Consider the following 26,989-nt stretch of genomic DNA (forward strand, 5'->3'; position numbering starts at 1 on the left):
AACGGGGCCTTACTGGCCGCGCATGAGCTGGTTGAGCGACGAAGCGAATTGCGAGCCGGTCTTGACGACCATCTGCGTTTCGATCGCGTAGTCGAAGGACTGGCGCATCGCGTCGAAGGCGCGGTCGTAAAGCCCGGAGTTCGCCGCCGCCGCGCCCGGCGAAGGAGATCCGGCCGCGCCCGCGCGCAGCGAAGCCGGTCCGGCGGCCAGTTCGGCCCGCGCCCTGGCGTAGGCGGCTTCTCCGGAGGGACCGGCGGAGGCGGGGCCTTGAGCCAGATCCTTCGCGGCGGCCACGGAGGCCTTGCGCGAATCGAGGCGGGTCTTGTCGAACGCCTCCAGCCGCTGAGCAAGATCCGAGCCAAGCGAGGAGAGCGGAGCCCCCGGAGCCTGGGCCCCCGCGGCGCCGGAGAGGCCCGCCGTCTGCTGGGGCTGGAAGGCCACGGAAAGGCCCTGGGCGCTCGTCAGCCGCGAGGCGGCGCCCGCCGCCTGGGGGTCGAAGGAGACGGATGCGGAGACGGGAGCGATGGTCATGGCCATGGTGGGGGAGCCTCCTGGGACGGTCGTCGGAATGTCGCGGAGCAGGGGCGCGTCCGCGCCGCCTGGTCGGGGAAAGTCCTCCCGGAGTCTTCGGCCTGCGGAAATCCCTCGGGGGAACGTCGCGGGCTCGGGGCGCCTTCAGCGCGAAGGCGGGCGGCCGGAGGCCGCGCAACGGGAGAGGTCAGGAACGCGAGCGGTTTCGCTCGTCAGGGAAAGGGTCCAGAAAGAGGTCGGCCGACCGCAGGGGAGCCGGTCGGCCATACGCACGAATTGCGAACCCCCCGCACCCCGAAGCCGCATTGCGCAAACCCCGGAGAAACGGACGCGCTGGGCGCGCGCAGCCGTGAACCGGCCAGGCGGACCGCCTCCTCCCGCTCCGCCGGCCCGATGGCCGGAGAGCCGCAGGGGCGCCTTCGGAATGAAGGACGCTTCGTCCTGGGAGTATGGCGCCCGCCTGTCGTTAGGGGCGGCGCCGCGCGCCTTGGGGCGAGTGATCGAGTCGAGGACGACGCGCAGCGCGCCGGAGACCGAGAAGCTCCGGGCCAGACGCGCGACGAGGCGAAGAGCGCCGGCCGCGCGGGCCGCCTCCTCTTCCTCTCGCGTCAGGGCCTGGGCCTGGGTCATCTTGAATCGTCCTCGACTCTATGGGGGAGGCCGCGCAGGCCTCGTGAGGGGGGGGGAGGCCGCGGGGGCCTCGTGCCGATGGCGGAGCCGAAGGGCCTCAGACGGCCGACGGGTCGTTGGGATCCTTCATGAGCTGCTCGAGGATGTCGTTCATGATGTAGCTCATCACGAAGGTGCCCATCTTCACGCCCTGGCTCTGAAGCGCCTGCTGGAACTTCGCGCCTTCGGCGGCGGAAGCGTCCTGAGCCTGCGGGTCCACAGGGGCGACCGCCCCGGCCCCGCCGATCTGCGCGCTTGGGGCGAATCCGCCCAGCCCATTGATTCCGTTCATCCCCTTGGTCCTTCCATCGTCATTTCCCGGGCCGCGTCACGGACGCGGCCGGAGTCGTTTCCTGCGCGCCACAGGGGCGGCCGGGGTCATTTCCTGCGCCGCGCCACAGGGGCGGCGGCCAGGCGCCGGGCCCCGCTGTCGGGACCCCGCAGAAGCTCGCGCCGCCATTGCAGCGCTTCGGAGTCGCGCCCGAAGGCCGCAGCCAGGGCGCAGAACGTCGCCTTCGCCTCCCGCACCGAGCGCTTGCGCGTCAGGATCGCGCGCCGCAGCAGGGCGAGGGCTTCGCGTTCGCGCCCGGCCGCCGCCTCGATCATCGCCAGACCTATGGCGCCTGCGGCGTTGTCGGGCTGGAGCGCGTCCAGCATCTCGAACACGGGGCGCAGGGCCGCGCCCTGCTCCTCGCGGATCGCCAGAAAGCCGATTTCGGCCATCAGGCGCAGATCTTCGGGCGGCGGAGCCGCGGGCTCCGTCTTCGCCTTGTCCCGGGGCGAGGAGCCCCAGGCGGGCTGGAAGGCCCATGCGGCCGGAGCGTTCGCCATGCCGGACCTCAATTCCAGGCTCCGCCGCGCACCACGCGCGGCGGTTGGGCGGCGCGCCAGGCCCTTTCGCGGGCTTCGGCTTCGGCCTGGGCCCGAGCGGCCTTCGCTTCGGCTTCGACCCTGGCCTGCTGGGCCTCGTATTCGGCCTTGAGCTTGACCTGCTGCGCTTCGTATTCGGCGCGGGCCTGAGCGGCTTCGGCTTCGGCGCGGACCTGGGCGGCCTCGGCTCTGGCCTGGGCGGCTTCGGCTTCGACCTGCGCCTGGGCGCGGGCGGCGATCATCTCCTCGAGCACGACCTCCATGGCCGCGACGTAGCGCGGCGGACCGTTGATGTGGGCGAGGGCGCCGTCCACGACCTTGGGCCGGAACTTGTCCTCCCAGATCCCGAGCCGACGCATGGTCCGCTCCAGATCCACCACCGAGACGCCCTTCAGCGTGACCAGGCGCGTCACCCGCTCGGCGACGCCGCTGACGTCGATGACGCCGCCGTCATGGCGCCAGTCGAGGCCGTTGTCCCGCGCGAGGCGGTCGAGGAATTCGGCGCCGCTCACGTCGTCGAAGCGTCCGCTGACCAGAGCGTCTCCGGGCGCCTCCTCGCTGAGGCGCAGGGGCGCTCCGGCGGCGGAGGCGAACTCCGCCAGCACCTCGCCGAGCGGATGCTCCTGGATGGAGAGGCTGAACCGCTCCTCCATCCAGACCGGCCGCAGACCCGCCTGCACCGCGCGCGGCGCCCAGGCCTGAGCCTGGGATCCGGCCCCGGTTTCGGCCCCGGGCTCGCTTCCGGCCGCGGGGGCCCGAGCTTGCGCTGCGGTCTCCGTCGCCGGAGCCTCCTGCGCGGCCATGGACCTGGCGAGCCAGGCCGATCCCTGATCGGCGTCGGCGCGCGCCCGGGCCGCCGGGATCGTCGTCGCCACGAAGGCGGCGGCGGCCAGGGCCGTCAGGCGGAACGCGCTCTTGCTCGGGAATCGGGCGGGCATTTGGGGCCATCCTTTCGAACTTGTCCCCGATTGTGCCGCGGCTCCGCGAAGATTTCAAGAGAATTGTTCCATACGAAGACTGATTGTGTTCCGCAACTGAGTTTATAATCCTGATTGCGTAAATATACAGCAAAAATGGGATGGGTTTGGTTATATTTTTCTTGAAATGGAGCGATATCGTCGCATAATGGCACAAGCTTGTTTGAGAAACCTTATCTCCAACGCTCTTCTCAAACGCGGCGGAAACAGAAATATCAGGGGTAATGATCATGACCTTGGGTCTTTTGGGCGCGCTCTTCGGCGGCGGCCGGTCTGAAGTGCAGCACCAGCCGGCTCCCCAGCAGCCGAGCGTCCATCCTCAGCAGTTCGAAGAAGCCATCAACGCGCTGGTCCAGCAGAATCAGCAGCTCGGCGCGCAGGTCCAGCAGCTGTCGCAGCTCACCCAGGGCGCGGCCCAGGGCGTGCAGCAGCTCGGCGAGGGCCTCAACGGCGTCAACCAGGGCGTCCAGGGCCTCAATCAGGGCATCTCGGCCCTGGCCCAGGGCCAGCAGCGCGGCCTGCGCAACGACACCATCCTCGCCCGTCGCCTCGCCGGCCTCGAGCAGGACATCGGCGGCTCGCTGAACCAGATCGGCGCCCAGACCCAGTACAACGGCGAAGCGATCAACAACCTCGCCGGCTCGCTGAACAACATCGGCAACGGCTGGGGCGGCGGCTCGCCCGGCGGCTTCTATCCGGTTCCGGTCGGCGGCGGCTGGGGCGGCGGATTCCCCGGCGGCGGCTGGGGCGGCGGATACCCGAGCTTCGGCGGATGGGGCGATGATTTCGGCGGCGGCGGCGGCTTCGGCGGCTTCCCCGGCGGCGGATGGGGCGGCGGCTTCGGCGGCTTCCCGGGCTTTGGCGGCGGCTTCGGCGGCGGCTCGCTCGGCTCGCTGGTCGACTCCTTCTTCGGCGGCGGCGGCGGCTGGGGCGGCGGATACGGCGGCGGCTTCAACCGCGGCAGCCTGGACCTCGACTTCAACCGCTACTTCTGACGCCCGGCCCGCTCGCCGGCGAACGTCTTGCTCTGCCCTCTCCGCTCCGCTTTCCCTCGCAACGCGGCGGAGCCCGAGGGCTGACTGCGCGTCCCTTGAAAAAGGGACGCGTTTTTTGTTGGCGGCGGCGCGCTCTCCGGGGGGGGCGTCGTCGGGAATCCGGAGCGCGCTTCGGGACGCAGGGACGGGCGAGGTCTCCCCGATCTCCCCTCCGGAGCCCTGAGGGCGGCGGATCTCGTCCCTGAAGGCGTCCCGGAACCGGAATCCGCATGACGCTCCCCGAGGGCGAGGCCCGCCCCTCCTCCGCAGATGCGAAAGGGCGCGGAGCCATGGCCCCGCGCCCTTCGTGGTCTCTTGCAGGGGGCTCCGGGCCTCAGCGGGCGGCGGAGGCCTCCAGCACGTCCTCATAGGTCCGCAGGCCCGTCGTGGGGGCCGAGACCAGAACGGCCATGTTGCCGGGCTTGTGCTGGTTGCGGAGCATCTTGGTGTGGGCCTGGGGGATTTCGTCCCAGGGGAAGACCTCGGACATGCAGGGGTCGATTCGCCGCTCGATCATCAGCTGGTTGGCCTGGGAGGCCTGCAGCAGGTTCGCGAAATGCGAGCCCTGGACGCGCTTCTGGTGCATCCAGAGATAGCGGGCGTCGAGGGTCAGGTTGTAGCCGGTGGTTCCGGCGCAGATCACCACCATGCCGCCGCGCTTCACCAGCAGCAGCGAGACCGGGAAGGTCGATTCGCCGGGATGCTCGAAGACGAAGTCGACGTTGTTGCCCTTGCCGGTGATGTCCCAGATGGCCTTGCCGAAGCGGCGGGCCTCCTTGAGCCACTCGTTGTATTCGGGGGTGTTGACCGTGGGCATCTGGCCCCAGCAGCTGAAGTCCTTGCGGTTGATCACGCCGCGGCAGCCGAGGCTCATGGCGAATTCGCGCTTGGATTCCTCGGAGATCATGCCGATGGCGTTGGCGCCGGCGGTGTTGATCAGCTGGATCGCCATGGAGCCGAGGCCGCCCGTCGCGCCCCAGACCAGCACGTTCTGACCGGGCCGCAGGATATGCGGACGATGGCCGAACAGCATGCGGTAGGCCGTGGCGAGGGTCAGGGTGTAGCAGGCCGACTCCTCCCAGGTGAGGTGCCGGGGGCGCGGCATGAGCTGCTGGCTCTGGACGCGGGCGAACTGGGCGAAGCTGCCGTCGGGAGTCTCGTAGCCCCAGATGCGCTGGGTGGGCGAGAACATCGGATCGCCGCCGTTGCATTCCTCGTCGTCGCCGTCGGTCTGGTTGCAGTGGACGACCACCTCGTCGCCGACCTTCCAGCGCGTCACCTTGTCGCCGACCGCCCAGACGATGCCCGAGGCGTCGGAGCCGGCGATATGATAGGGAGCCTTGTGCACGTCGAAGGGCGAGATCGGCACGCCCAGACCCGCCCAGACGCCGTTGAAGTTCACGCCCGCGGCCATGACGAGGATCAGAACCTCGTTGCTGTCGATCTTCGGGGTCTCGACGACCTCCAGGGCGAAGGACTTCTCGGGTTCGCCGTGGCGCTCGCGGCGAATCGCCCAGGCGTACATGCTGGGGGGCACATGGCCGAGCGGCGGGATCTCGCCGATCTCGTAGAGGTCCTTCGTGGCGAGGCTCTTCGTGGCGCTGGGGGCCTGGGGCTGGGCGGCCGTCTGCGTCATCGTCTGCTCCTGATATTCGCGGCGTCATGATGTGGCGGTCCGGAGGTCCGAACCCCGTGGAGATGCCCGCGAACGCATGAAAGATACAATTCGGACTTAAGTATTGTTCAGATGTTGCGCGGAGGCAAGGCGTTTTTTGCGATGCGGCATGAAACGGCGTGGAATCGCCGCCTCGGGCCGACCTGCGGCGGAGCCGGAGCCCGGGCCTCGCCTTCCGGCGGAGCCTGAGGCCTGCGGCGCAACCTCCGGCGCCCGCGTCGGCCTCCCGGCGCCCTCCGGACCAGGCCCAAGCCGCGATGAAACCTGAGGAAGCCGCCCCGACCAACCTTTCGCGCCCATTGCCATGAGGGCGGGATTTCGGCATTCCTCGGTTTCGTGAAACGAAAAATTTACGAGACGCCCGAATGAGAAGCTGGCTGATCGGAGCCGTGGGGGCGCTCCTTCTCGCGGGGGGCGTCTGCGCGGCGATGCGCTCCGACGAGCGTCCGACCTCGATTCCCGCAGCCGAACTGCTCGCGCTGCCTCTGCCTGCGGACGAGCATTTCGACCCGCTGCTCCTGATCTGGGGCGGGGCGCCGGAGCGGCGCAACTGGGTGGACCCCTTCACGAGCGAGCGCGTCAGCGCCTTCGATCTTGCGACTCTGGGGGAGCTGCCGCAACAGGAGATCGCCACCACCACCGACTGGACCGACGGAGAGCGGCGCTTCCGGGGCGTCCTGCTGCGCGATCTTCTCGCGGCGGTGGGGGCTCACGGGGCTCTGGCGCGGGCCGGAAGCCGCACGGATTACGTCGTGGACATCCCCATGTCGGACGTCCTGCGCTACGACATGCTGATCGCCACCCACATGGACGGCGAGGCCCTCCAGCCGCGCAACAAGGGGCCGCTCTGGCTGATCTATCCCCGCGACGACCATCGCGAATTGCGCGATCCGCTGTACAATTCGCGCTGGGTCAGCAACCTCACCGAACTGAAGGTCGAATGACCCGGCGGCCGCTCTCCTCCCTCTGGCGCGACGCGGCTTCCGCGCGCATCCTCGGCGTGGTGGCGCTTCTGGCGGGCCTCGCCCTGACGGCGGTGGTGGCGCTCTATCTCGCCCGCACCGAGCGGGCCCTCCAGAACGCGGGCCGCGAGCGCGCCACGGTGGAGGCGCTCACCACGGACGCCAACCTCAGCTTTCTGGTGGCCACTCTGGCCAACGCCCAGAGCGCCGTGAGCGGCGACGAGGCCGAAGAGGCCTATCCGCCGGTCTGGCGTCAGGTGGCGGCCTCGCAGCTCAGGCGGGCCTATGAAACCCTCGCCTCCCAGCTGACCATCTATCAGGAAGGCTACGTCGCGGCCCGCGTGCGCGAGCTGCCCCAGGCCCGCGAGGTGCTGGAGCGCATCCGCCTCATGCTGGAGGCCAACGCCTGGATGGGCTCGGGCGCCAGCGTCGAGATCGAGCGGCCGCGTCTGGCGTATGAAAACCTGCTCTACGACCTGACCGAGATCCGCGCCGCCTTCCGCGGCGTCTCTCAGCAGCTGGGTCAGCGCGACATCGCCATCGCCGCCGAGGTGCGCTTCTCGCTGCGCGACGGCGCGCGGCTGGTGCTGCTTCTGGGGCTCTGCACGGCGGCGGCGGTTCTGGCGCTGCTGGCGGGGCTGAGGGCCGAGAACCGGCGCGTGCTCGACCTGGCGCGGCACAACCTGACCCTCGCGCATCAGGCCGAGGCGGGCCTGAGGGCCAAGGCCGATTTCGTCGCCACCATGAGCCACGAGATCCGCACGCCGCTCAACGGGGTGCTCGGGATGCTGGCGGCTCTGGAGGAGACGGGCCTGCGCGACGACCAGAAGGCGCACGCCCGCATCGCGCGCTCTTCGGCGACGGCGCTGGTGGCGCTGCTCTCGGAGGTGCTGGACGACGCGCGCATGGAGGAGGGCAAGCTCACCCTCTCGCCCGAACCCACCTCGACGCTGCGGCTTCTGGCCGACGTCTTCGCCATCGTGGCGCCTCAGGCCTGGCAGAAGGGGCTCGAACTCTCCTACGCCGTGGATCCGCAGACGCCTCCGGCGATTCTGGCCGATCCGGCGCGTCTGCGTCAGATCCTGCTGAATCTCGTGGCCAACGCGGTGAAGTTCACCCAGAAGGGCGGCGTGGCCGCCCGGGCCTTCGCGGTGGTCGACGCCAGGGGAGAGGCGCGGCTGCGCGTCGAGGTCGAGGACAGCGGGCCCGGCGTGGATCCGGTCGATCAGGAGCGCATCTTCCTGAAGTTCAGCCAGGCCTCCACGCCCGCCGGTCCGCGCTCCGACGGCGTGGGTCTGGGGCTGGCGATCTCGGCGCGTCTGGCGAGCGCCTTCGGCGGCGCCATGGGCCACAAGCCCCGCATGGGCGGCGGCAGCGTCTTCTGGCTGGAGATTCCGCTCATCGAGGCCGCCGAGGAGGTTCCCGGACAGGAGGAGGCGCCGCCGGGCCTTCTGGGCGGCGTGCGGCTGCTGCTGCTGCGCGTGGATCCGAGCCCGCCCAGCGCCCTCGCCGAGCATCTGACCCATCTGGGCGCCCATGTGCGGGCGGCCCGGGCGCTGGAAGGCGCTCAGGTTCTGCTCGCGGCGCAGAACTTCGACGCCGTGCTGGTGGTGGGCGCGGGCCGCGCCGCCGCCGAGGCCCTCCGGCGGCTGGAGCCTTCGGCGCGAGGCGCGCGCATGGCGGCCCTGCGGCTCGACGCGCCGGCTCCCGGCGCCGATCCGCGCGCCGAGGGCTTCGAGAGCGGACGCGCGGGGATCACGCCCGTCGACATGGAGACGCTGCGCAAGCTGGCGGGGATCCAGGCGCCCGAGGGCGAGGAAGGCGGCGCCGCGGCGCCGCGTCTGCCGGGGCTGAGGGTGCTGCTCTCGGAGGATCAGCCGATCAACCAGATGATCGTCGCCATGCAGCTCAAGCGCGAGGGCGCGACCATCGAGCTGGCCCGCGACGGCGCCGAGGCTCATGCTCTGGCTCAGGCGGCGGGCTTCGACCTGATCCTGCTCGACCTGCATACGCCGCGCATGACCGGCGCCGAGGCCGCCCGCGCCATCCGCGACGGCGGAGGCCCCAACGCCGCGGCGCCCATCGTGGCGCTCACCGCCGACGCCACCGAGCGCGCCCGTCAGGCGCTGCGCGAGGCGGGCGTGGACGAGGTGGCGCTCAAGCCGACCTCGCGCGACGGGCTGGTCGCCAGCCTGCTGCGGGCGATGGAGGCGCGGGGCCTGCGGCCGCCGGGACCGGGCGCCGAGAAGCCTGTGCCGCGTCTGCTGCGCGACGAGATCGACGCCAACGACGTGGCCCAGCTGCGGGCGCGGGCGCTGATCGAGTTCCGCCGCCTCGCCGACGAGCTGGAGGACGCCTGCGCCGCCAACGACGCGCGTCGGGGGCGGGATCTGGCGCATCAGACCGTGGGAGCGGCGGGCTTCCTCGGCATGGACGACCTGGCCGACACGGCCCGCGTCATCGAGGACGCCGCCAGCGACGAGGATCCCGACTGGGCCGAGGCCGCCACGGATCTCGTGGAGGCCCTGCGCGCCGCCGCCTGAAGCCTCAGGAGGGCGGCGGGAAGCGCGAGCCCTCCGCCTTGCAGGCGGCGCTTTCGGCCTCGGCGGCGGCCCGCCCCAGAGCCGAGACGACGAGGCTGACCTCCGGCTCGGCGCGTCCGCCGAAGGAGACCTCGCGCGTCAGGATCTCGCCCTCGACGACCCGCGTTCCGCTCCAGAGGGCGTTCTCCTCCAGGGCGGCGGCCTGATCTGCGGGCGAAAGCCGAGAGAGATCCGCGCGGTGGATGGTCTGGACCTCGCCCGTCTCGAGGTTCAGGGCGTTGGTCGAGGGGCAGGGCGCCCGCACGCAGAGCAATCCGTTGTGGCAGGCGACCCATGAGCTCTGGCGCGGAAGGACCGACAGCGCGGCGGCGGGCGAAGCCAGCGCGAGCCCCAGCAGGCCGGAGACGGCGAGACGCGACGAGAAAAGAGGCATGGTCGTTCTCCTCAGTCCTGAGAGGCGGGCGCGCCGCCTCGACAGAGCGCCGCCGCTCCCTCCGGCGCGGGCCCGATCAGCGAAGAGATCACCAGAACCTGGCGGCTGCGCGGCGCTCCGCCTTCGGGGAGCGTGAAGGGGCGCTCCTCGACATGGCCGATCAGCGCGAGGGTTCCGTAGTAGAGTCCGCGCTCTTCGGTCAGCCGCCTCCGCTCCTCCGGAGTCAGGGGCGAGGCGTCGAAATCCACGCCGAGGATCCGTTTGCGCGCGTCGAGGTCATAGGCGTTGCGCGAGGGGCAGGGCGCCTGGAAGCAGCGGATTCCATTGTCGCAGGCGACGAAGCGCGAACCGGGCGGCTCGATGGGGGCGGGGGCGGGGGCGCCGGGGTCGGGGGGCTCCAGAGCGGCGGCGGGTCCGGCGCAGCTCAGCGCCAGAGCCAGAGCGCGCAGGGGAAGGCGGGGCATGGGCGAAGCTCCTGAAAGGGCGGGCCTCCGGAGACGGAGACGGGCGCGACGGCCCGTCTCCCTCCGGTCCTGCGGAGATCAGCGCCAGAGCGGCGGAGGAGCGGGGCGATCCCAATAGCCGTGACCTCCCCAGGGGCCGGGCCGGCCGCCGCCCCAATAGGGAGGCGGAGGCGGTCCCCATCCGCCGCCCCAGGAAGGCGGAGGCGGCCAGCCCCGACCGGGCAGAGGCCGGGGAACCTCCCATCCGCCGCCGCCCCATCCGCCGCCGCCCCAGCCGTCTGGAGCGTCGCAGAAGCAGGGCGCCCGGACGCAGGCGCAGGTCGGCCTGGGAGGCGGCGTCAGGATCGTCGGATAGCCGGGAGGGACGAGGATGGTCGGCGCCGGATAGGAATAGGATTGCGCCGCCGCCGGTCCGGCCAGAGCGAGCGCCAATCCGAAAGCGCCGAGGGAGAAGAGGCGAGACATCGCGATCTCCTGAAAGGCGAGGGTTGATCGGGAATTCACCCTGCGCCCCCTGTGCGGCGCGATTGCGGCGGGGAGGCGGCGAAAGCGTGAAGCCCCGACGATTGACAAAGCCGCGCCGGGGGCGTCGATAGGGCGCAGCATCGCCAGAGGAGAAGCTGATGTCCGCTCCCATCGAACTGCACACCTGGGTCACTCCCAACGGCTACAAGGTCTCCATCGCCCTCGAGGAGATGGGCCTCCCCCATGAGGTCCGCTGGGTGAACATCGGCAAGAACGAGCAGTTCGCGCCGGAGTTCCTCGCCCTGTCGCCGAACAACCGCATTCCGGCGATCCTCGACCCGGAAGGCCCCGACGGCGCGCCGATCACGCTGTTCGAGTCGGGGGCGATCCTGCAATATCTCGGGCGCAAGACCGGGAAGTTCTATCCCGAGGATCCGCGCGCCCGCGCCGAGGTGGAGCAATGGCTCTTCTGGCAGATGGGCGGCGTGGGGCCGATGGCGGGTCAGGCGCATCACTTCCTGCGCTTCGCGCCCGAGGACGTGCCCTATGGCAAGAAGCGCTACGGCGATGAAGTGACGCGGCTTTACACGATCCTCGACAAGCGTCTGGCGGGGCGCGATTTCGTGGCGGGCGAATATTCCATCGCGGACATGGCGCTCTGGCCCTGGGTGCGGCTCTGGGAGATGCAGGCTCAGGACATCTCGGGGCTGAAGAACCTCGCCGCCTGGCTGGAGCGCGTCGGCGCGCGTCCGGCGGTCCAGAGGGGCCTGATCGGGCAGGATGAGGCGAAGCGGGTCAATCCCTCGGCGCCGAGCCTCGCCAGGAGGCTCTTCGACGCCGGAAAGATCGGCTGACGTCTTGAAATGAGGCCCCGCCCGACGCGATCAGGCGGGGCTTGCGTCCCGGATGCGGCGAGGCCGCCGCCGCAAAGAGAGCCCCGCACATGCTCCGCATCCTGACCTTGCCGCGCATCGGGCTGCTTCTGCTGGGGATTCTGGCGGGGATGACCCTTGGTCCCCGGCTGCGGGATCTGGCGGATCCGAGGCCGCCCGACCTCAACCATGCGGCGGGCGGACAGGACTGCATCGGACAGGCCCTGCGCCGCGAGCCGGGAGAATGCCTCGTCACGGAGCTTTCGCCGGGCTGCCTGCGGATCGACCGTCCCTCGGACGGCGCCGCGGCCATGCTCTGCCGGGTGGGCGACGGCTGGGTCGGAAGCGCCGCGCCCCGGTGAACGACGCGGGAATCCGCCGTTCAGGGGGCGAAACCGGCAGACATGGCGAAGCGCGGAGGCCGGGTTCCCCCGCATCTCGGGCATGCTCCGGGGATGATCTTCAGAAGATCAAACCGAACAGCCAGCCGATGATCATGAAGGGAATCGAGATGATGAACCACAGGGAGCTGAGGATGAAGCCTCCAAAGGTGAAGGCGAGCTCCAGCGCGATCAACGCGATCTCCAGAAACTTAAGCCGCATGACGCATCCTCTGACCGGTTCAGGAAGATTGGGGATTGAACGTTCCTGAAGATATGATCCGGGATTGTCATCTCATCGTTAATCTTTCCAGATCGGACGCCTGGTTTTATCTAAAACTTTCCGGAATTCAGAGTGCTGATCATGCGCGCAGGAAGCGCGCGGATCCGGAGAACCCGCGCGCAGCCGATCTTAATTGCGGAAGAGGGCGGCCTCAGGCCTGGGCCGCGCCCTTGGCCAGAGCCTCGTCGATGAGGGCCGCCGTGGCCTCGACGCCGTAAAGCGCCGCGAAGCCGCCGAAGCGCGGGCCTTCCTCCTGGCCGAGCAGCACCTCGTAGAGCGCCTTGAACCAGTCGCGCAGATTCTCGAAGCCATGGGCCTTGCCGACCTCATAGGCGACGTCCTGCAAGGCCTTGGCGTCGGCTTCCGGGGGGGCGTTGCGCAGCTGGAGCGCCAGATCCGCGAAGGCCGAGCGCTCGCGGTCGGTGGGCAGGCGGTAGTTGCGCTTGACCTGATCCGTGGCGAAGCGCGCCGCCTGAGCCGCCGCCGCGTCGAGTCCCGGATGGGTCTCGGGCGAGGCGCCGGGCACGTAGCGGCGGATGAAGCCCCACATCTTCGAGGCGTCTTCGGCGCCCGAGGCGATGGCCAGATTCTGGAGCATGGCGAAGCTGATCGGCAGATCGCTCTGCGGCGGATTCCCCTGATGCACGTGCCAGACGGGATTCTCCAGCCGCGCGGCTTCGTCCTGCCGCTCGAAGGCGGCGAGCTGCTGGTGATATTCGTCCACGGCCTTGGGGATCACCGAGAAGTAGAGCCGCTTGGCCGTGCGGGGCTTCTGGAACATGTAATAGCCCAGGCTCTCCGGCGAGGCGTAGGTCAGCCATTGCTCCATGGTCAGGCCGTTGCCCTTGGACTTCGAGATCTTCTTGCCTTCCTCGTCGAGGAAATGCTCGTAGATGTAGGTCTCGGGCGGGGGCTCTCCGAGGGCCTTGCAGATCGCGGTCGCCAGCTCCACCGAGGCGATGAGATCCTTGCCGGACATCTCGTAATCCACGCCGAGGGCCGCCCAGCGCATGCCGAAATCCGGCTTCCACTGCAGCTTGCAGTTCCCGTCGAGGACCGAGATCTCGACCTTCTCGCCGTCGGGTTCGGCGTAGACGATGGTGCCCTTGGAGAGGTTGCGCTCCAGGGTCTTCGTCTGGAGCACCTTGCCGCTTTTCGGCGAGATGGGCATGAAGGGCGAATAGGTCTCCAGCCGCTCCTCGTTCACGCCGCCGAGGCTCGGGATCATGATGGCCATGATGTCGTCGAAGCGCTCCAGCACCCGCAGCAGCATGGGGTTGAAGACGCCCGACCTGTAGCGCTCGGTCGCCGACTGGAATTCATATTCGAAGCCGAAGCGGTCGAGGAAGTCGCGGAGCATGGCGTTGTTGTGCTCGCCGAAGCTCGGGAATTTCTCGAAGGGATCGGGCACCTGCGTCAGGGGCTTGTCGAGATTGGCCTTGAGCAGCTCCTGATTGGGCACGTTGCCCGGCACCTTGCGCAAGCCGTCGAGATCGTCGGAGAAGCAGAAGAGCCGCGTCGGGATTCCCGGCGCCATGAGCTCGAAGGCCCGGCGGACCATGGTCGCGCGCATGACCTCGCCGAAGGTGCCCAGATGCGGCAGACCCGACGGCCCATAGCCCGTCTCGAAGAGCACATAGCCTTTTTCGGGAGTCTTTCCGCCGATGCGTTTGACGATCCTGCGCGCCTCCTCGAACGGCCAGGCGCGGGCGTTCAGGGCGAGGTCTTGCAAATTCGTCATGATCGGGTCTCCATGGCGCCGCGCTCCTCGCGGCGCGCTCGGGCTCTGCGCCGCCGATGCGGCGCGCGCCATGGGTGTAAGGCGGGGCGCCGGGGGGGTCAAGGAGGGGAAGATGGGCGGGGTGGTTCTGGAGACGGATCGGCTGATCCTGCGTCGGCCGGAGCGCGGAGACCTCGGGTTCTGGGCCGAGAAGATGGCCGATCCCGAAGGCATGCTGCATTTCGGCGGGCCTCAGCCGCTGCAAGGCGCCTGGAGGGCTCTGGCGATGATCTCGGGGGCCTGGAGCCTCGACGGGGCTTCGCTGTTCTCGGTGATCGAAAGGGACTCCGGGCGCTGGATCGGGCGGGTGGGGCCCTGGTTTCCGCCGGGCTGGCCCGCGCCGGAGATCGGCTGGGCTCTGGACCGCCGCTTCTGGGGGCGCGGCTACGCCACCGAGGCCGCCGCTTGCGCCATGGACTGGGCCTTCGACGAACTCGGCTGGACGGAGGCGGTCCATGTCATCGCGCCGGCGAATCTCGCTTCGGCGGCGGTGGCGCAAAGGCTCGGCGCGCGGCTGCGGGGGCTGATCGACTCGCCGGGCCTGCCGACGCCCGGCGCTGCGCCCAGGCCGCAGGTCCAGCTCTGGGGCCAGAGCCGCGCGGAGTGGCGGGCGCGCCGCGGCTGAATCTCCGCGCTTCTGGATTTTCCCGCGCGGCTTCGTTACATGCGGGAGGCAGGTTTTCAGGCTGGTTTCTCCGGGAGGCGCGCCATGAGCGGTTTCGAGATCTTTCTGGGCGGCGGCGGCGAAGCCTGGGACCAGCCGCAGAATCTCTTGCTGAAATACGGGAATCGTCACGGCCTGATCGCGGGAGCCACCGGCACCGGCAAGACCGTGACGCTCCAGATCATGGCCGAGTCCTTCTCGCGGGCGGGGGTGCCGGTCTTTCTGGCGGATGTGAAGGGCGATCTGGCGGGGCTTTCGCAAGCTTCGGATCCGGCCTCGCCGAAGTGGAAGGGCCTCGCCGAGCGCGCCGCCTCCATCGGCGAGACGGATTATCAGCCCGAGTCCTTTCCGGTGGTCTTCTGGGATCTCTTCGGCGCGCAGGGCCATCCGATCCGCGCGACGGTCTCCGAGATGGGGCCCTTGCTGCTCTCGCGGCTGATGGACCTCAACGAGGTTCAGGAGGGCGTGCTCAACATCGCCTTCCGCGTCGCCGACGACGGCGGCCTTCTGCTGCTCGACATGAAGGATCTGCGGGCGATCCTCCAGCATGTGGCCGAGAACGCGGCGGAGATCTCCGCGAATTACGGGCAGGTCGCGGCGGCCAGCGTGGGCGCGATTCAGCGGCGGCTCCTCGTGCTGGAGAACGAAGGCGCGGAAAGCTTCTTCGGAGAGCCCGCCCTCGATCTGCGCCACATGATGATGCGCGCGCCGGATGGTCGCGGACAGGTCAACGTCCTCGCCGCCGACAAGCTCATGCAGTCGCCGCGGCTTTACGCGATCTTCCTGCTCTGGCTGCTCTCGGAGCTCTTCGAGGTCCTGCCCGAGGTGGGCGACCCGGAGAAACCGAAATTCGTCTTCTTCTTCGACGAGGCCCATCTGCTCTTCAACGAGGCGCCGAAGGCTCTGCTCGCGAAGATCGAGATGGTGGCCCGCCTGATCCGTTCGAAGGGGGTGGGAGTCTATTTCATCTCGCAAAACCCCATCGACATTCCGGACGCCGTGCTCGGTCAGCTCGGCAACCGCGCGCAGCACGCCTTGCGGGCCTTCACGCCCCGCGACGCTCGCGCCGTCAAGGCCGCCGCCGACACCTTCCGTCCCAATCCGCGCTTCGACGTGGCGCAGGTCATCGGAGAGCTCGCGGTGGGCGAGGCCCTCGTCTCGACGCTCCAGCAGGGCGGAATCCCGAGCATGGTCGAGCGCACGAAGATCCGTCCGCCGCGTTCGCGCATGGGGCCGATCTCGCCGCAGGAGCGCGCCGCCGTGGTGGCCGCCTCGCCGCTGCACGGCTTCTACGAGGAGGCCGTGGACCGCGAATCCGCCTTCGAGATCCTGCGCGGTCGGGCCGAAGAGCCTGCTCCGGCGGCGCCGGGGAACGATTCGGCGGCGCGCGGCGCCGGGGATTCCGGCTATAGCTGGGAGGACTTCAAGCGCGACCGCCAGAACGGCCAGGCCTATGAGGGCCAGCCTTACGGCGGGCAAACCTCCGGCGGGCAACCTTATGGCGGTTCCGGCGGAGGGAGCGGCGGCCGGGCCTATGGCCGCAGCGCCCCGGCCCCTGCGCCCCAGCCGAAACCCCGCGCGCCCGCCCAGCGCCGCACCGACAGCGTGGCCGAGACCATCGCCAAATCCGTGGCCCGCACCGCGACCAGCCAGCTGACGCGCCAGCTGGTGCGGGGCGTTCTGGGCGGGCTCTTCCGGCGCTGACCCCTGGCGCGGAGGGCGGCGTCCCGCGTCTCCGGCCCTCTCTGGACGCCCCTTCAACCCACGGAGCCCCGATGACCGCCTCGCCCAGCCTTCCGCGCTTCCTGATCGCCCTGGTTCTGGCGCCGACGCTGATCGGCGGCTTCGGCGCGGCGATGATGGCCTCGCGCGTGCCCGGCCTCGACGGGCTGGGCGCGATCATCGCGGTGTCGATGATCGTCGGCGCCCCGACCTATTTCCTTGCGGGAGGGCCTCTGGCCTGGCGGGCGGTGAGCCAGGGCGATCCCGGCCGACGCGATGCGGTGATCTGGGGATTGCTGGCGAATTTCGCCTCGCTGATCCTGGCGCCCCTGCTGCTCTGGGGCTATCTGGCGGTCTACGGCCCGATGCAGCTTGATCCCGAGCTCGCCCGCCGCTGGACCGAGACCGCTCCGCAGATGATGGAGACCCGATGGCAACCGCTGATCTACGGGCTTTTCGTCTTTCTGCTGGGGATCGTCTTCGCGCCGCTCTACGCGCTGGCGGCTCATGGTCTGGGGCGTCTGCTGCGGGTGAGCCGGCCGACCGCTCCGGCGCCCGTCTCCGCATGACGCGCCCGCCCTCGCGCCCGGGAACCGGGGAGTTCAGGGCGAGCCTGCTGGCCGAAGCGGGGTTCGTCGCCCTGACGGGGCTGGTCCTCTCGCCGCTGATCCTGCTGGATCTGGCCGACGAGGACTCCTTCGCGCTTCTGGTCCTCGGAGGCTACGTCGTCCTGAACGCGCTGCGGAGGATCGGCGAGCCCGCGAAGCTCCCGGAAGGGCTGCTGCGTCGTTTCGGGCCGCGCCTTGCGGGCCCTCCCGCCGCTGCGGAGCCCGAATCCCTGCGGCGGCTCGCCGCGACGGAGGCCCGTCTGACCCGCGCCCGCGCCCGGCTGCGTCGGCGCGAGGACGCCGCTCCCGAGCTTCAGGAGAGTCTGGCGGGTCTGGCGCAGGAATATCGCGCCGTCCGCCGCGCGGTGCTGGAGGGCGCCCCCGGCGCCGAGGCTCAGGCGACGCGGCTGCGGCGTCTGGCGGAATCTCTGGGCGATCTGGCCCAGGCGGCGGCGGCCTCGCCGGATTCCGGACGCGGGCGTCAGGCCGCCGAAGCCCTGCGCGAGGCTCTGGAGCGCCTGAGCGCCCAGCGCGTCAGCCTGAGCGAAATGGCCGACGAGGCCGGTTTCGAGGCCAGCCTCCAGACCCTGCGCGAGCGTCTGCCGCCCGAGCCGCCCGCCCGCGCCCTCCCTGAAAACGAACAGGCGGAGCCTCGCGGCCCCGCCTGATCCTGTCCTCTCGCCTTGCGGTCGAGACGCTCCTACTGGCCGCGGTCGGCGACGTAGGCGTTCATCTTGGCGGCGATGCTTTCGCGGCGGGTCTTGAACTCCTCCATCTCGGCCTTCTCCAGCCGCAGACCGCCGATGTCCTGAAGCTTCATCGGGTCGATCTTGGAGCCTTCCTTGATCACCTCGAAATGCAGATGGGGGCCGGTGGAGTTGCCCGTGCTGCCGACATAGCCGATGATCTGACCCTGATTCACCCGCGAGCCGCGCTTCACCTCCTTGTGGAAGTTGGACATATGCGCGTAGGCGGTGGTGAACTGGTTGTTGTGCTTGATCTCGACGTAATTGCCGTAGCCGCCGACCCAGCCGCGCCGCGTGACCACGCCGTCGCCCGCCGCGATGATCGGCGTGCCGGTGGGGGCGGCGAAGTCGACGCCCTGATGCATGCGGGTGTAGCCGCTGATCGGATGGCGCCGCGTGCCGAAGCGCGAGGAGACCCGCCCCTCGACCGGCGTGCGGATGATGGCGCGACGGTTGGACTCGCCCTTTTCGTCGAAATAGGCGGCGCGTCCGTCGTCGCGCTCGAAGCGGTAGAAGGCGTGGCGCTTGCCGCGGACGTTCATGGCCGCATAGAGGATCGGGCCGTCCTGCATCGCGCCCGAGCCGTCGGCGCGACGGTCGAACATGATCTCGAAGACGTCGCCGCGGCGGATGTCGCGCTCGAAGTCGACGCTGTGGCGGAAGAGCTCGACGAAGGAGGCGATCTGGGCGGGGCTCAGGCCCTGGTCCACGCCGGTCTCGTAGATGCTGCCCGAGACGCGCGCCTGGAACATGCGCTCGGCGTGACGCGGCGCGGCCGTCTGCGGACGGGCGGCGGGCGCGGGCGAGCTGCTCGGCGCCGAGGAGGGCGCAGGCGCGGGCGTCGGAGGCGTCAGGGCGGCGCGCACGACCGGCGGCTCCTCCCAGAAGTTCGCCGCCGAGGACAGCCACCTCATGCTGAGCACCTGGGTGCCGCTGTTGTAGATGCTGAGCTTCTGGAGCGTCGCGCCGGAGCGGTCGTTGGGGATGGAGGTGATCTGCACCCGGTCCCCGTCGTTGAGGCGGCGCGGGCTGTCGCCATAGGCGCTGCTCACCGCGACTTCGGCCTCGGTCTCGGAGACGCCTTCCGCCAGAAGCAGGGAATAGAGCGTGTCGCCTTCCTTGGCGATGAGCTCCTTGGTGCTGGGGCCGAGCGCGTCGCGGGCGTCCGCCAGAGGCGCGCCCGCCGAGAGGTCGCCCACCTGAGGGGCGTAGGCGCGCGGCGCCGAGGGATGGGGATCGGCGTAGGCGAAGAGCTGGTCGGGCATGGGCGCAGGACGCAGGCCGCCGGGCAGCAGGCTCGGCCGGGGCGCGACCCGCGGCACGGAGACGGCGTCGGCGCGCTCCTGGGGGGTGGCGTCGACGCCCGCGGCGAAGAGGCCGCCCGTGGCGGGGCCCCGGGCCATGTCGCCGTATTCGCGCGCGGAGGCGGGCGTGATCTCGGAGGCGCCGCGGAAGAGCGCGCCGCCGTGACGGCTCGCGCCGGGAGCGGGCAGCGGAACGCCCTCGATCTCGGCCATGGGCGAGAGGGAGGAGACTTCGAAGGCTTCGTCTGCGGAACCGAAGGCGGCGAAGAAGACGGGTTCGGCGGCGGGGCGGGCCGCGTAGACCTGCCAGGCGCCGCCCAGGGCGGCGACCGAGACGAGGGCGGCCGCGGTTTTCCGGCTCAGGATCTGGCGCCGCACAATGAAGCCGAGAGCCTCACGCAGGGTTTCAGGCGCATGCAAGGTCATCTGGGGATCCCCGACGGAGTGACGGTCGGCGCGCGGTTTTCCTCAGGATGATCTTCGGTCATGGCGCCCTCTATGCTGTCCCGGTCCGCAACATCGCGTGAGCGTTTCCGGCTGTCAATGGCTGCTGTGTCGTAAAAATAACGATGATTGATAAAGAAAACATTGTTCTGTCGAACGGCTTTCATGTGGCGCTTTCGCCGCTCTCGTAAATCCGGCGATGATTCGCGGCGCGGAAATTCTCGATCTCCTGTCATTTCCGTTAAGAAAATCCGGAGAAATCCTTCCAATTTTCAAGAATTCCAGATCCTGACGCAATTTTCATGAACTCATGCGGAGAGCCCCGGAGAGGCCCTGAGGCTTCGCCGCCACATCCCTCCGAGATGCGACAGATCGTCAAGAGCCGCCTCCACAGCAGGAATCGCGCAAAAGGATAGTCCTCGGACGGATGTCTCCGCCGCATCGCCGCAGAGCGGACGCGAGGAGGACGGATCTTTTTTCGCCAGCAGCGTGCGCAGGATGAAAAGATCGCCTTTCAGGCGCGGAATCGGCTCCGAGCAACCGACTCGGCTTGTTCTTTGTCCCGATTTGGCGAAGATCTCCGGAGCGGCCGGAGGCGCTCCGCCTCGGGGCGAGGCTCCGGGAGGAGGCGCCCGGAGGCTCGGGGCGCGAAGGGAGAAACGGATGCGGATCGTCGTTCTGGGTGCGGGAATCATCGGCCTCGCTGCGGCGCACGCGCTGCTGGACGAAGGCCACGAGGTCGAGATCGTGGACGGCGAAGGCCCGGCCGCCGGAACCTCGCAGGGCAACGCCGGATGGATCGAGCATCTGGACGTCATGCCGCTGGCCTCGCCGAAGGTCTGGCGGCATCTGCCGCGCTGGCTGGCCGATCCGGAGGGGCCTCTCGCGATCTCGCCGGGCTATCTGCCGCAGCTGGCGCCCTGGCTCTGGCGCTTCGTGCTGGCGAGCCGTCCCGGACGCCTCGACGCCTCGACCCGGGCGATCCGGGCGATCAACGCGCAGTCTCTGCCCGCCTGGGAGCGCCGTCTGAAGGCCCTCGGGCTGGAGGGGCTGCTCCGGCGCCGGGGCTTCCTCTCGGTCTGGCTGAAGGAGGGCGACTGGAAGGCCTCGCAGAAGATGCTGGAGCTTCAGCGCGGCTTCGGGATCGAAGTCGAGACCCTCGGCGGCGACGAGGCCCGCAAGCTGGAGCCCGCCCTTGGTCCGGCGATCATGGCGGGGGCCTTCTATCCGACGGGCGCCAACGTCAATGATCCGAAGCTCTTCACGCTGGCGCTGGCGGAGAAGGCTCTGGAGCGGGGCGCGAAGCTGACCCTCGGCCATGTCGCGCGCATCGAGCCCCAGGAGGCCGGCGTGATCCTGCGCGGCTTCGAGGGGCAAGTGGTGGCGCAGGGCGAGCGCGTGGTCCTCAGCGCGGGGATCTGGTCGAAGCCTCTGGCGGCGAGCCTCGGGGATCGGGTGCAGCTCGACACCGAACGCGGCTACAACCTCACGCTGGAGCCGGGGAGGCTGGGCCTGACGCGCCCGGTCTATTACGAGGGCCTCGCCTTCGTGACCACGCCCCTCGACACCGGAGACCGCATCGGCGGCAGCGTGGAGTTCGCCGGACTCAAGGCGCCGCCCAACTGGAAGCGCGTGGACGCCATCATCGGACGTGTGAAGCGGGCTCTGCCGCATTTCGATCCCAGGCCCGGCGAAGGCCGTCGCTGGATGGGGTTCCGGCCTTCGACTCCCGACAGCCTGCCGATCATCGGGGCTTCGCCTCAGGATCCGCGGGTGGTCCACGCCTATGGCCATGGGCATTACGGTTTGACTCAGGCCGCCGCCACCGCCGAGGCCGTCGCGGCGCTGATCGCCGGGCGCAAGCCCGCTTTCGACCTCAAGCCCTATGATCCGGGGCGGTTCTGATCCGAGAGAAGCCGCGCGACCTTCAGCGGCAGGCTCCCGCGTCCGGAGGCGGTCAGGGTCTTCAGGACCGCCGCCCGGGCCTCGGGCCGGGCCATGAGGGCGCGGGCGCGGGTCGCGGCTTCTTCGGCGCGGCCCTGCTCGGCGGCGAGGCGCAGCTGCGCGAGCTCGCCCTCTTCGTCGGAGAATGCGGCGAAGGCCGCCTCCGCCTCCGGCCAGCGCCCGAGCGCCAGCAGGAGCCGCGCCCGATTGCGTCGGGCGTCGGAATCCTGCGGATCGGCCTTCAGATAGGCCTCGAAGCCCGCCAGAGCCTCGGCGGGGCGGTTCGTCTCCATGAGCAGCGCCGCCCGCTCGTAGATCGCCTTGAGATGTCCGGGCTCCAGCTTCAGGGCGCGGTCGAACTCCGCGAGGGCCTCCTTGGGGCGGCCTGCGTGTTTCAGCGCCAGAGCCAGATTATGGACCAGGCCTCCCGGAGGCTTCGGCGCAAGCGCGATCAACCCGCGCAGAGCCTCGACGGCGGCGGGCCAATCCGCCCGGGAAAGCGCCGCCTGAGCCTGAGCCGCCAGCCGGGCGGGATCGGGCCTCAATCGCCTGTCCTCAGGCGGCGATAGACCCCCGGCTCCGTGGCGAGGGACTCGCGCAAGGCGGCTTGCTCTGCGGCCTCTTCGGGCGTCAGGGGGCGCAACTCGATCTGGAGCGGCTCGCGGGGGATGGGCAGGATCTGCGCCACCGGAGTCCCCTTCGGCAGAATCCCCCGGAAATCGGGATCCACCCAGAGCGCCGGGAAATGGATCAGCCCGAGCCGAAAGAGATCCGCCTCCACGATCCCCGCCAAAGTGCGGAAAGGCAGATCCAGCCGGTTGAAGGGATGGACCACCAATAACGACCAGCCCGGCGGAGTCTCGATCGCCCAGCGGTTCAGGAACTTGACGATGAATTCGCCTTTCGGCGCGAAGGGCGCCCCCTGAGCCTGCTCCGGGGCGTGGATTCCGATGGGCGAGCGCTCCGCCAGAGGCGGGGCCTCCGGGTCTCCCGACCATGAGAAGTCTTCGCCGTCGAAATGCAGATCCTCCGCCAGAGGCAGAAGAACCCCCGCCCTCATGGCGTCGAGGAAGGGCGGGCAATGCTTGAGCGTCCGCAGCTCCGCCCCCGCCACCTCGGACCAGGCCTGCGCGGGCATGGCCTTGAGCCAGTCCGGCAGGGCCTCGCGGGCGAGCCTGGGCGCGGCCAGGCTCCCGGCCTCGGCGGGGCGGCGGAAGATCAGCTTCACGCGGTCTTCTTTCTCAGGCTGAAGGCCCAGAGCGCCGCGAAGACCACCGTCAGCAGGATGAAGATCACGCCGATGGCGTTGATCGTCGGCGAGACGCCGAAGCGCATCCGCGCGCCGATCTCCGTCACGAGGGTCCATGAGGAGCCGATGGCGAAGAAGGTCGTGTTGTAATTCTCGTTGGATTGCAGGAAGGCGATGGCCGAAGCCGCCACGATGGTCGGCGTGAGGTAAGGCAGAGTCACCCGCCGGAAGGCGAAGAATCCCGAAGCCCCGAGATCCAGCGCGGCTTCTTCAAGCGAGCGGTCCTGACGCTGCAGCCGCGCCATGAACATCAGCATGCAATAGGAGGCGATGAAGCAGCTTTGCGCCAGCATGGCCGTGAAGAGTCCGGCCTGAACGCCGAAGGCGTCGCGCCAGAAGATCATCGTCGAGACGCCGAGCACGATTCCGGGCGTCAGCAGCGGCGAGACGAGGGCGGTGTAAAGCGGCCCCGTGGCCTTGCTCCCGATGCGCGTCAGGAGCAGCGCCCCCGCCAGCCCGAGCGGAACCGAAATCGCGATGACGCCCAAGGCGATCAGGATCGAATGCTTCAGGCCCTGAAGGAAACGCGTCTCCTGAGGCAGACCGCGCACGATCACGCGCCCGGCTTCGTCGGTGCGTCCGGTGAACCAGTCGGTCGTGAAGCCGCGCCAGTCCAGAGCCGAAGGCGTCGGGTTCGCGTTGAAGGCCGCCCCCGCCATGAGCAGGATCGGCAGGAACATGAAGCCCAGGAACAAGGCCACATAGACTTTCAGGATCACGCCGGACCAGTCGGTCGGGGTCCTGGCTCCGGGAGCTGCGACGGCGACGCTCATCGGGCGATCTCCCGGATGCCGACGCGGAAGACCCGCATCACGAGGAAGATGAAGATCGTGCAGGAGACCAGCAGCAGCAGCGCCTGAGCCGACCCCACGTTCCAGCTGTTCGACTCGAAGAAATTGCGGTTGACGATCTGGCTGAACCAGTCGGGATGCAGCCCCGGCCCCACGAGTTGCGGCACCGACAGCGAGCCCACCGCCAGCATGAAGGTCATGATGGCCCCCACCGCCACGCCGGGCCGGGCGTGCGGCAGAGCCACGCGCCAGTGAATCCGCCATGAGCTCGCCCCGAGATCGCGCGCCGCCTCGATCTGGTTGCGGTCGAGGGTTTCGAGCGAGCCGTAGATCGGGAAGACCATGAAGAGCATGTAGGTGTAGACCATCACCAGGAACACCGAACCATTCGAGGCCAGCCAGCGGATCGCCCCGCCCTGGGAGAGGTCGATGATCCCGAGCGCGTCCAGCGCATGATTCAGCAGGCCCTGATTGGCGAGGATCATCGTCCAGGCGAAGATCCGCAGCAGCTCGTTCAGGGCGTAGGGGATGGTGAGCGCCAGCAGCAGAAGCGCCGTGCGGCGGGGCGTCTTCGCCTGAGCGGCGGCGTAGGCGATGGGATAGCAGACAAGGAAGCTCAGCGCCGTCACGCAGAGCGCATAGACCAGCGTCAGGCCGAAGATCCGCCAGTGCAGCGGACTCATCAGGGTGAAGTTGCGCAGCGACCAGCCCTGGGCGGCGGCCTCCTCGGCGCGCAGGCGCTGGGCCGTCGCGCGGGATTCGGCGATGGTCTCCGTGAGGCCGTCGCGTTCGGCGCGCAGGCGTTCGAGCCGCGCCTCCGGGGCTTCGGCGGAGGCGCCCCCCGGAGAAGGCGTGAGGCCTGGAGTCGGGAGGCCGGGGCGAGGCGCTCCGGGACTCGGCAGCCCCGCGAAGGGATTGGAGGGGCTCGGCGCAGCCGGAGCCGCGCCCGAGACGCCCGCCGCGACTTCGCGCTCAAGGGCGCGGATGTCGAAATTCATGGTGGCGACGCGCTGCTGAAGACGGTTTGCCTCCAGCACCGCCTGAGCCGCCGCGCCGTCTCTGGCTTCGTAATGGAAGGCCCTCTGGATCATGCTGATCTGCGGCATGAGGATCAGCGCGAGGAACCAGAAGGCGACCAGCGCCAGAATCAGCCCGGTGAGGAAGCGTCCGTAGAAGCGCGCCATCTCACCCATGGGCCAGAGCCCCCGCCCGCAGCACGCGGGCGTCGCGGCTGGAGAAGCCCAACTCCATTTCGCCTTCGGGCGGCGTCGCGCCCTCGTTGGGCAGCTGGAGCAGGATCCGCTGATCTCCGGCGCGCAGATGGAGATTGAAGAAAGGCCCCTCCAGATCCGCCCGCTCGACCTGAGCCCTCAACCGGAGGTCATGCTCCGGGCGGGCGGGCGCGAGCCGTTCGGGGCGGATGAAGAGCATGGCCTCCTCGCCCGAGCCCAGAGAATCGGCGTTCTGGCCGCGCAGGAGTCCGAAGGGCGTCTCGACCTCGACGAGGCCGCCTTCCGCGCCGGCCGTCCGGCCGCGGAAGAGGTTGTTCTCGCCGACGAAGGTGGCCGCGAAGCTGGTCGCGGGGCGATTGTAGATCTCTTCGGTCGGCCCGACCTGCTCGACGCGTCCGGCGCGCATGACCGCCACGCGGTCGGACATGGCCAGAGCCTCGCCCTGATCATGGGTGATGTAGATGAAGGTCACGCCGGTGCGCCGCTGGATGGTCTTGAGCTCGGCGCGCATGTGCTGGCGCAGCTTGAGGTCCAGCGCCGACAGCGGTTCGTCGAGGAGCAGCACGGCGGGCTCCACCGCCAGAGCCCTCGCCACGGCCACGCGCTGACGCTGGCCGCCGGAGAGCTGAGACGGGCGCTTGTCCTCCTGCCCGCCGAGGGCGACCAGATCGAGCAATTCCTCGGCGCGCTTGCGGCGCCGGGCCTTAGGAACGCCCTGAGCCTCCAGCCCGAAGGCGACGTTCTCCCAGATGGTCATGAGCGGAAACAGCGCGAGGGTCTGGAAGATCAGGGCGGTGGGGCGCTTGTTGGGGGGCAGGGCGGTCATGTCCTGTCCGCCGATCAGCACGCGGCCTTCGCTGGGGCTCTGGAAGCCCGAGACCATGCGCAGGATGGTGGTCTTGCCGCAGCCCGAAGGCCCGAGGATCGAGAAGAATTCGCCCGCCTTGATCGTCAGATCCGTGGGCTCGACGGCGGTGAACTCGCCGAACCTCATGCCGAGCCTTTCGAGCGCGACTTCCTGTCCCTGCATGGGGCCCCCTGCGGATTTCCGGATTCAGGAGATCCGGGCGAAGAGGCCTCCGCCCGGATCTTCAGCTTGGGATCAGGACGCCTCAGGCGTTGGTGATCTTGTCGACGTATTCCTGGGTCAGCGGAGTGATCCAGGGGGTGTCGGCCTGCCACCACCAGAGATTCGCCAGAGTCTCCGGCGAGTAGATCTCGGCGAAGGTCTTGGCGTATTCCTCGCCCGCATGGGCGGCGGCCTCCACGGCGGCGGAGTTGTAGCCGGTGTTGGCCACATGAAGTCCCGCCATCTCGCCTTCGTAGCAGGCGTTGATGAAGGCGTAGGCCTGGTCGAGGTTCTCGGCGCCGACGGGGATGGCCACGGAATCGAGCCAGGTCAGGCCGCCCTCCTTGGGCATGCGGTATTTCCACTTGGCGTCCTGACGCGCGAGCAGGATGCCGGTGGTGTCCCAGGTCTGGCCGATGGAGCAGCCCTGCTGCGCAAAGGCGTTGGTGGCCTCGGTGGCGTTGTTCCAGAAGGCGCCGATGTCGCCCTTGTTCCTGATGATGAACTCGGCGATCTTGTCCCAGACGCGGCGGGCTTCGGCCTCGCTGGTGTAGATGTCGAGCATGCGGTTGGAGGGGACTTCGCCGGTGGCGTCGAGGTAGAGCCCCACGCCCATGATGCCCGAACGCTGACGCAGCGAGGCGCTCTTCGCCTTGCCCGACCAGAGCGAGCCATAGGAGACGTCGGCGTCCGCGAGGTCATGCACGGAGCTGTCGAAGGTGACCGCCTCGGTGCCCCAGTTGAAGGGCAGGGCCACGCGCTTTCCGTCCTGCACGGCGCCGAGCGCGATGGAGTCGCGGACCATCGAGGGGATGATGGCGTCCATGTGGATCTTCGATTCGTCGATCTCCTGGAGCAGGAACTTGTCGCCGTCGCGATAGCCGACCACGTTGGTCACGCTCGGGAAGATCACGTCGAAGCCCTTGCCGCCAGCGGCCTTGAGCTTCTGCTGGGCCTCGTCGTTGGAGCCGTAGGTCGAGAGGTTGACCTTGATGCCGGTCTTGTCCTCGAAATGCTTGATCTGGTTGTCCTGGACGTAATCGCCCCAGGCGAAGACGTTCACCGAGCCCGAGGAGGCCAGCGCGTCGCGCGAACGCAGGACCGCAGGAGCCGCGAGGGCGGCGGCCGCGCCCTTCAGGACGAAACGGCGGTTGAATCTCGACATCGGGGGTTCCCTTTTCTCTCCGGGCCGCCCGTCTGCGGCGGCTGGTCGCGCCA

The 26,989-nt window shown here is 69.4% G+C and carries 28 protein-coding genes; 10 read left to right on the top strand and 18 right to left on the bottom strand.

Features of this window, described 5'->3' with window-relative positions; all coding sequences use genetic code 11:
- Positions 1–9: 9 nt before the first annotated feature.
- The 4 genes from PHN62_RS06270 to PHN62_RS06285 all read right to left on the bottom strand — a co-directional run bounded on the left by PHN62_RS06270 (position 10) and on the right by PHN62_RS06285 (position 3,008).
- Positions 10–537, bottom strand: a complete 528-nt coding sequence (locus PHN62_RS06270) for a hypothetical protein (RefSeq protein WP_300147853.1) — start codon at positions 535–537, stop codon at positions 10–12.
- A gap of 721 nt (positions 538–1,258) precedes the next feature.
- Positions 1,259–1,492 carry a hypothetical protein gene (locus PHN62_RS06275; RefSeq protein ID WP_300147856.1) on the bottom strand — a complete coding sequence of 78 codons (234 nt, stop codon included), beginning with the start codon at positions 1,490–1,492 and terminating at the stop codon, positions 1,259–1,261.
- Positions 1,493–1,578: 86 nt separating this feature from the next.
- A complete protein-coding gene (locus PHN62_RS06280) occupies positions 1,579–2,031 on the bottom strand; it encodes a hypothetical protein (RefSeq protein WP_300147859.1) in 453 nt (150 codons plus the stop codon).
- 8 nt (positions 2,032–2,039) lie between these two features.
- A complete protein-coding gene (locus tag PHN62_RS06285) occupies positions 2,040–3,008 on the bottom strand; it encodes a hypothetical protein (protein WP_300147862.1) in 969 nt (322 codons plus the stop codon).
- Positions 3,009–3,277: 269 nt separating this feature from the next.
- Between PHN62_RS06285 and PHN62_RS06290 the strand changes: the two genes are divergently transcribed.
- Complete coding sequence (locus PHN62_RS06290; protein ID WP_300147865.1) at positions 3,278–4,042, top strand: hypothetical protein; 765 nt, start codon at positions 3,278–3,280, stop codon at positions 4,040–4,042.
- Between the two features lie 373 nt (positions 4,043–4,415).
- Here the strand turns inward: PHN62_RS06290 and ccrA are convergent, their stop codons facing one another.
- Entirely contained in the window at positions 4,416–5,717 is a 1,302-nt protein-coding gene (gene ccrA, locus PHN62_RS06295; protein ID WP_300147868.1) for a crotonyl-CoA carboxylase/reductase, read from the bottom strand.
- A gap of 404 nt (positions 5,718–6,121) precedes the next feature.
- On the opposite strand from ccrA, the gene PHN62_RS06300 reads away from it, so the two are divergent.
- Both PHN62_RS06300 and PHN62_RS06305 read left to right on the top strand, forming a co-directional pair.
- On the top strand, positions 6,122–6,700 hold the full coding sequence (locus tag PHN62_RS06300) for a molybdopterin-dependent oxidoreductase (RefSeq protein WP_300147871.1): 579 nt from the start codon (positions 6,122–6,124) through the stop codon (positions 6,698–6,700).
- Complete coding sequence (locus PHN62_RS06305; protein ID WP_300147874.1) at positions 6,697–9,261, top strand: ATP-binding protein; 2,565 nt, start codon at positions 6,697–6,699, stop codon at positions 9,259–9,261. Before PHN62_RS06300 ends, PHN62_RS06305 begins: the two co-directional genes overlap by 4 nt.
- Before the next feature lie 4 nt (positions 9,262–9,265).
- Here PHN62_RS06305 and PHN62_RS06310 read toward each other — a convergent pair whose 3' ends face one another.
- The 3 genes from PHN62_RS06310 to PHN62_RS06320 form a co-directional block, all read right to left on the bottom strand.
- Complete coding sequence (locus tag PHN62_RS06310; RefSeq protein WP_300147877.1) at positions 9,266–9,694, bottom strand: DUF6748 domain-containing protein; 429 nt, start codon at positions 9,692–9,694, stop codon at positions 9,266–9,268.
- An 11-nt stretch (positions 9,695–9,705) separates the two neighbouring features.
- Positions 9,706–10,158: a hypothetical protein gene (locus tag PHN62_RS06315; RefSeq protein ID WP_300147880.1), complete on the bottom strand. Its 453-nt coding sequence runs from the start codon at positions 10,156–10,158 to the stop codon at positions 9,706–9,708.
- 78 nt (positions 10,159–10,236) lie between these two features.
- Complete coding sequence (locus tag PHN62_RS06320) at positions 10,237–10,623, bottom strand: hypothetical protein (protein ID WP_300147882.1); 387 nt, start codon at positions 10,621–10,623, stop codon at positions 10,237–10,239.
- A 158-nt stretch (positions 10,624–10,781) separates the two neighbouring features.
- On the opposite strand from PHN62_RS06320, the gene PHN62_RS06325 reads away from it, so the two are divergent.
- Positions 10,782–11,477 carry a glutathione S-transferase N-terminal domain-containing protein gene (locus PHN62_RS06325; protein ID WP_300147885.1) on the top strand — a complete coding sequence of 232 codons (696 nt, stop codon included), beginning with the start codon at positions 10,782–10,784 and terminating at the stop codon, positions 11,475–11,477.
- 89 nt (positions 11,478–11,566) lie between these two features.
- A complete protein-coding gene (locus PHN62_RS06330) occupies positions 11,567–11,857 on the top strand; it encodes a hypothetical protein (protein WP_300147888.1) in 291 nt (96 codons plus the stop codon).
- A gap of 100 nt (positions 11,858–11,957) precedes the next feature.
- Here PHN62_RS06330 and PHN62_RS06335 read toward each other — a convergent pair whose 3' ends face one another.
- Together PHN62_RS06335 and PHN62_RS06340 are read right to left on the bottom strand one after the other, a co-directional pair.
- On the bottom strand, positions 11,958–12,098 hold the full coding sequence (locus PHN62_RS06335) for a hypothetical protein (protein ID WP_300147891.1): 141 nt from the start codon (positions 12,096–12,098) through the stop codon (positions 11,958–11,960).
- A 211-nt stretch (positions 12,099–12,309) separates the two neighbouring features.
- Positions 12,310–13,899, bottom strand: coding sequence for a lysine--tRNA ligase (locus PHN62_RS06340; protein ID WP_300147893.1), 1,590 nt, complete (start codon positions 13,897–13,899; stop codon positions 12,310–12,312).
- A gap of 112 nt (positions 13,900–14,011) precedes the next feature.
- Between PHN62_RS06340 and PHN62_RS06345 the strand changes: the two genes are divergently transcribed.
- The 4 genes from PHN62_RS06345 (at position 14,012) to PHN62_RS06360 (ending at position 17,600) form a co-directional block, all read left to right on the top strand.
- Positions 14,012–14,563: a GNAT family N-acetyltransferase gene (locus PHN62_RS06345; RefSeq protein ID WP_300147898.1), complete on the top strand. Its 552-nt coding sequence runs from the start codon at positions 14,012–14,014 to the stop codon at positions 14,561–14,563.
- 84 nt (positions 14,564–14,647) lie between these two features.
- Positions 14,648–16,306, top strand: a complete 1,659-nt coding sequence (locus PHN62_RS06350; RefSeq protein WP_300147901.1) for a helicase HerA-like domain-containing protein — start codon at positions 14,648–14,650, stop codon at positions 16,304–16,306.
- A 71-nt stretch (positions 16,307–16,377) separates the two neighbouring features.
- Entirely contained in the window at positions 16,378–16,893 is a 516-nt protein-coding gene (locus PHN62_RS06355) for a hypothetical protein (RefSeq protein WP_300147904.1), read from the top strand.
- Positions 16,890–17,600, top strand: coding sequence for a hypothetical protein (locus PHN62_RS06360; RefSeq protein WP_300147907.1), 711 nt, complete (start codon positions 16,890–16,892; stop codon positions 17,598–17,600). The genes PHN62_RS06355 and PHN62_RS06360 overlap by 4 nt, the downstream gene beginning before the upstream one ends.
- A gap of 32 nt (positions 17,601–17,632) precedes the next feature.
- Here PHN62_RS06360 and PHN62_RS06365 read toward each other — a convergent pair whose 3' ends face one another.
- Positions 17,633–19,408 (bottom strand): peptidoglycan DD-metalloendopeptidase family protein, encoded by a 1,776-nt coding sequence (locus PHN62_RS06365; RefSeq protein ID WP_300147910.1) that lies wholly within the window; start codon positions 19,406–19,408, stop codon positions 17,633–17,635.
- Positions 19,405–19,695, bottom strand: a complete 291-nt coding sequence (locus PHN62_RS06370) for a hypothetical protein (protein WP_300147913.1) — start codon at positions 19,693–19,695, stop codon at positions 19,405–19,407. The genes PHN62_RS06365 and PHN62_RS06370 overlap by 4 nt, the downstream gene beginning before the upstream one ends.
- Positions 19,696–20,089: 394 nt before the next feature.
- Here PHN62_RS06370 and PHN62_RS06375 point away from each other — a divergent pair, with 394 nt between their 5' ends.
- Entirely contained in the window at positions 20,090–21,331 is a 1,242-nt protein-coding gene (locus PHN62_RS06375; RefSeq protein WP_300147915.1) for an FAD-binding oxidoreductase, read from the top strand.
- Here PHN62_RS06375 and PHN62_RS06380 read toward each other — a convergent pair.
- From PHN62_RS06380 to PHN62_RS06405, 6 genes are all read right to left on the bottom strand, one after another.
- Positions 21,310–21,915, bottom strand: a complete 606-nt coding sequence (locus PHN62_RS06380; RefSeq protein ID WP_300147918.1) for a tetratricopeptide repeat protein — start codon at positions 21,913–21,915, stop codon at positions 21,310–21,312. The genes PHN62_RS06375 and PHN62_RS06380 overlap by 22 nt on opposite strands.
- Positions 21,912–22,598 (bottom strand): hypothetical protein, encoded by a 687-nt coding sequence (locus PHN62_RS06385; protein ID WP_300147921.1) that lies wholly within the window; start codon positions 22,596–22,598, stop codon positions 21,912–21,914. The genes PHN62_RS06380 and PHN62_RS06385 overlap by 4 nt, the downstream gene beginning before the upstream one ends.
- Positions 22,595–23,452, bottom strand: coding sequence for an ABC transporter permease (locus tag PHN62_RS06390; RefSeq protein WP_300147924.1), 858 nt, complete (start codon positions 23,450–23,452; stop codon positions 22,595–22,597). Before PHN62_RS06390 ends, PHN62_RS06385 begins: the two co-directional genes overlap by 4 nt.
- Entirely contained in the window at positions 23,449–24,663 is a 1,215-nt protein-coding gene (locus PHN62_RS06395; protein WP_300147926.1) for an ABC transporter permease, read from the bottom strand. The genes PHN62_RS06390 and PHN62_RS06395 overlap by 4 nt, the downstream gene beginning before the upstream one ends.
- Complete coding sequence (locus PHN62_RS06400; protein ID WP_300147929.1) at positions 24,656–25,732, bottom strand: ABC transporter ATP-binding protein; 1,077 nt, start codon at positions 25,730–25,732, stop codon at positions 24,656–24,658. Before PHN62_RS06400 ends, PHN62_RS06395 begins: the two co-directional genes overlap by 8 nt.
- A gap of 82 nt (positions 25,733–25,814) precedes the next feature.
- Entirely contained in the window at positions 25,815–26,936 is a 1,122-nt protein-coding gene (locus tag PHN62_RS06405; protein ID WP_300147932.1) for an extracellular solute-binding protein, read from the bottom strand.
- Between the last annotated feature and the right edge of the window lie 53 nt (positions 26,937–26,989).

This window comes from Neomegalonema sp., assembly GCF_028688855.1.
Lineage (GTDB): Bacteria > Pseudomonadota > Alphaproteobacteria > Rhodobacterales > Rhodobacteraceae > Neomegalonema.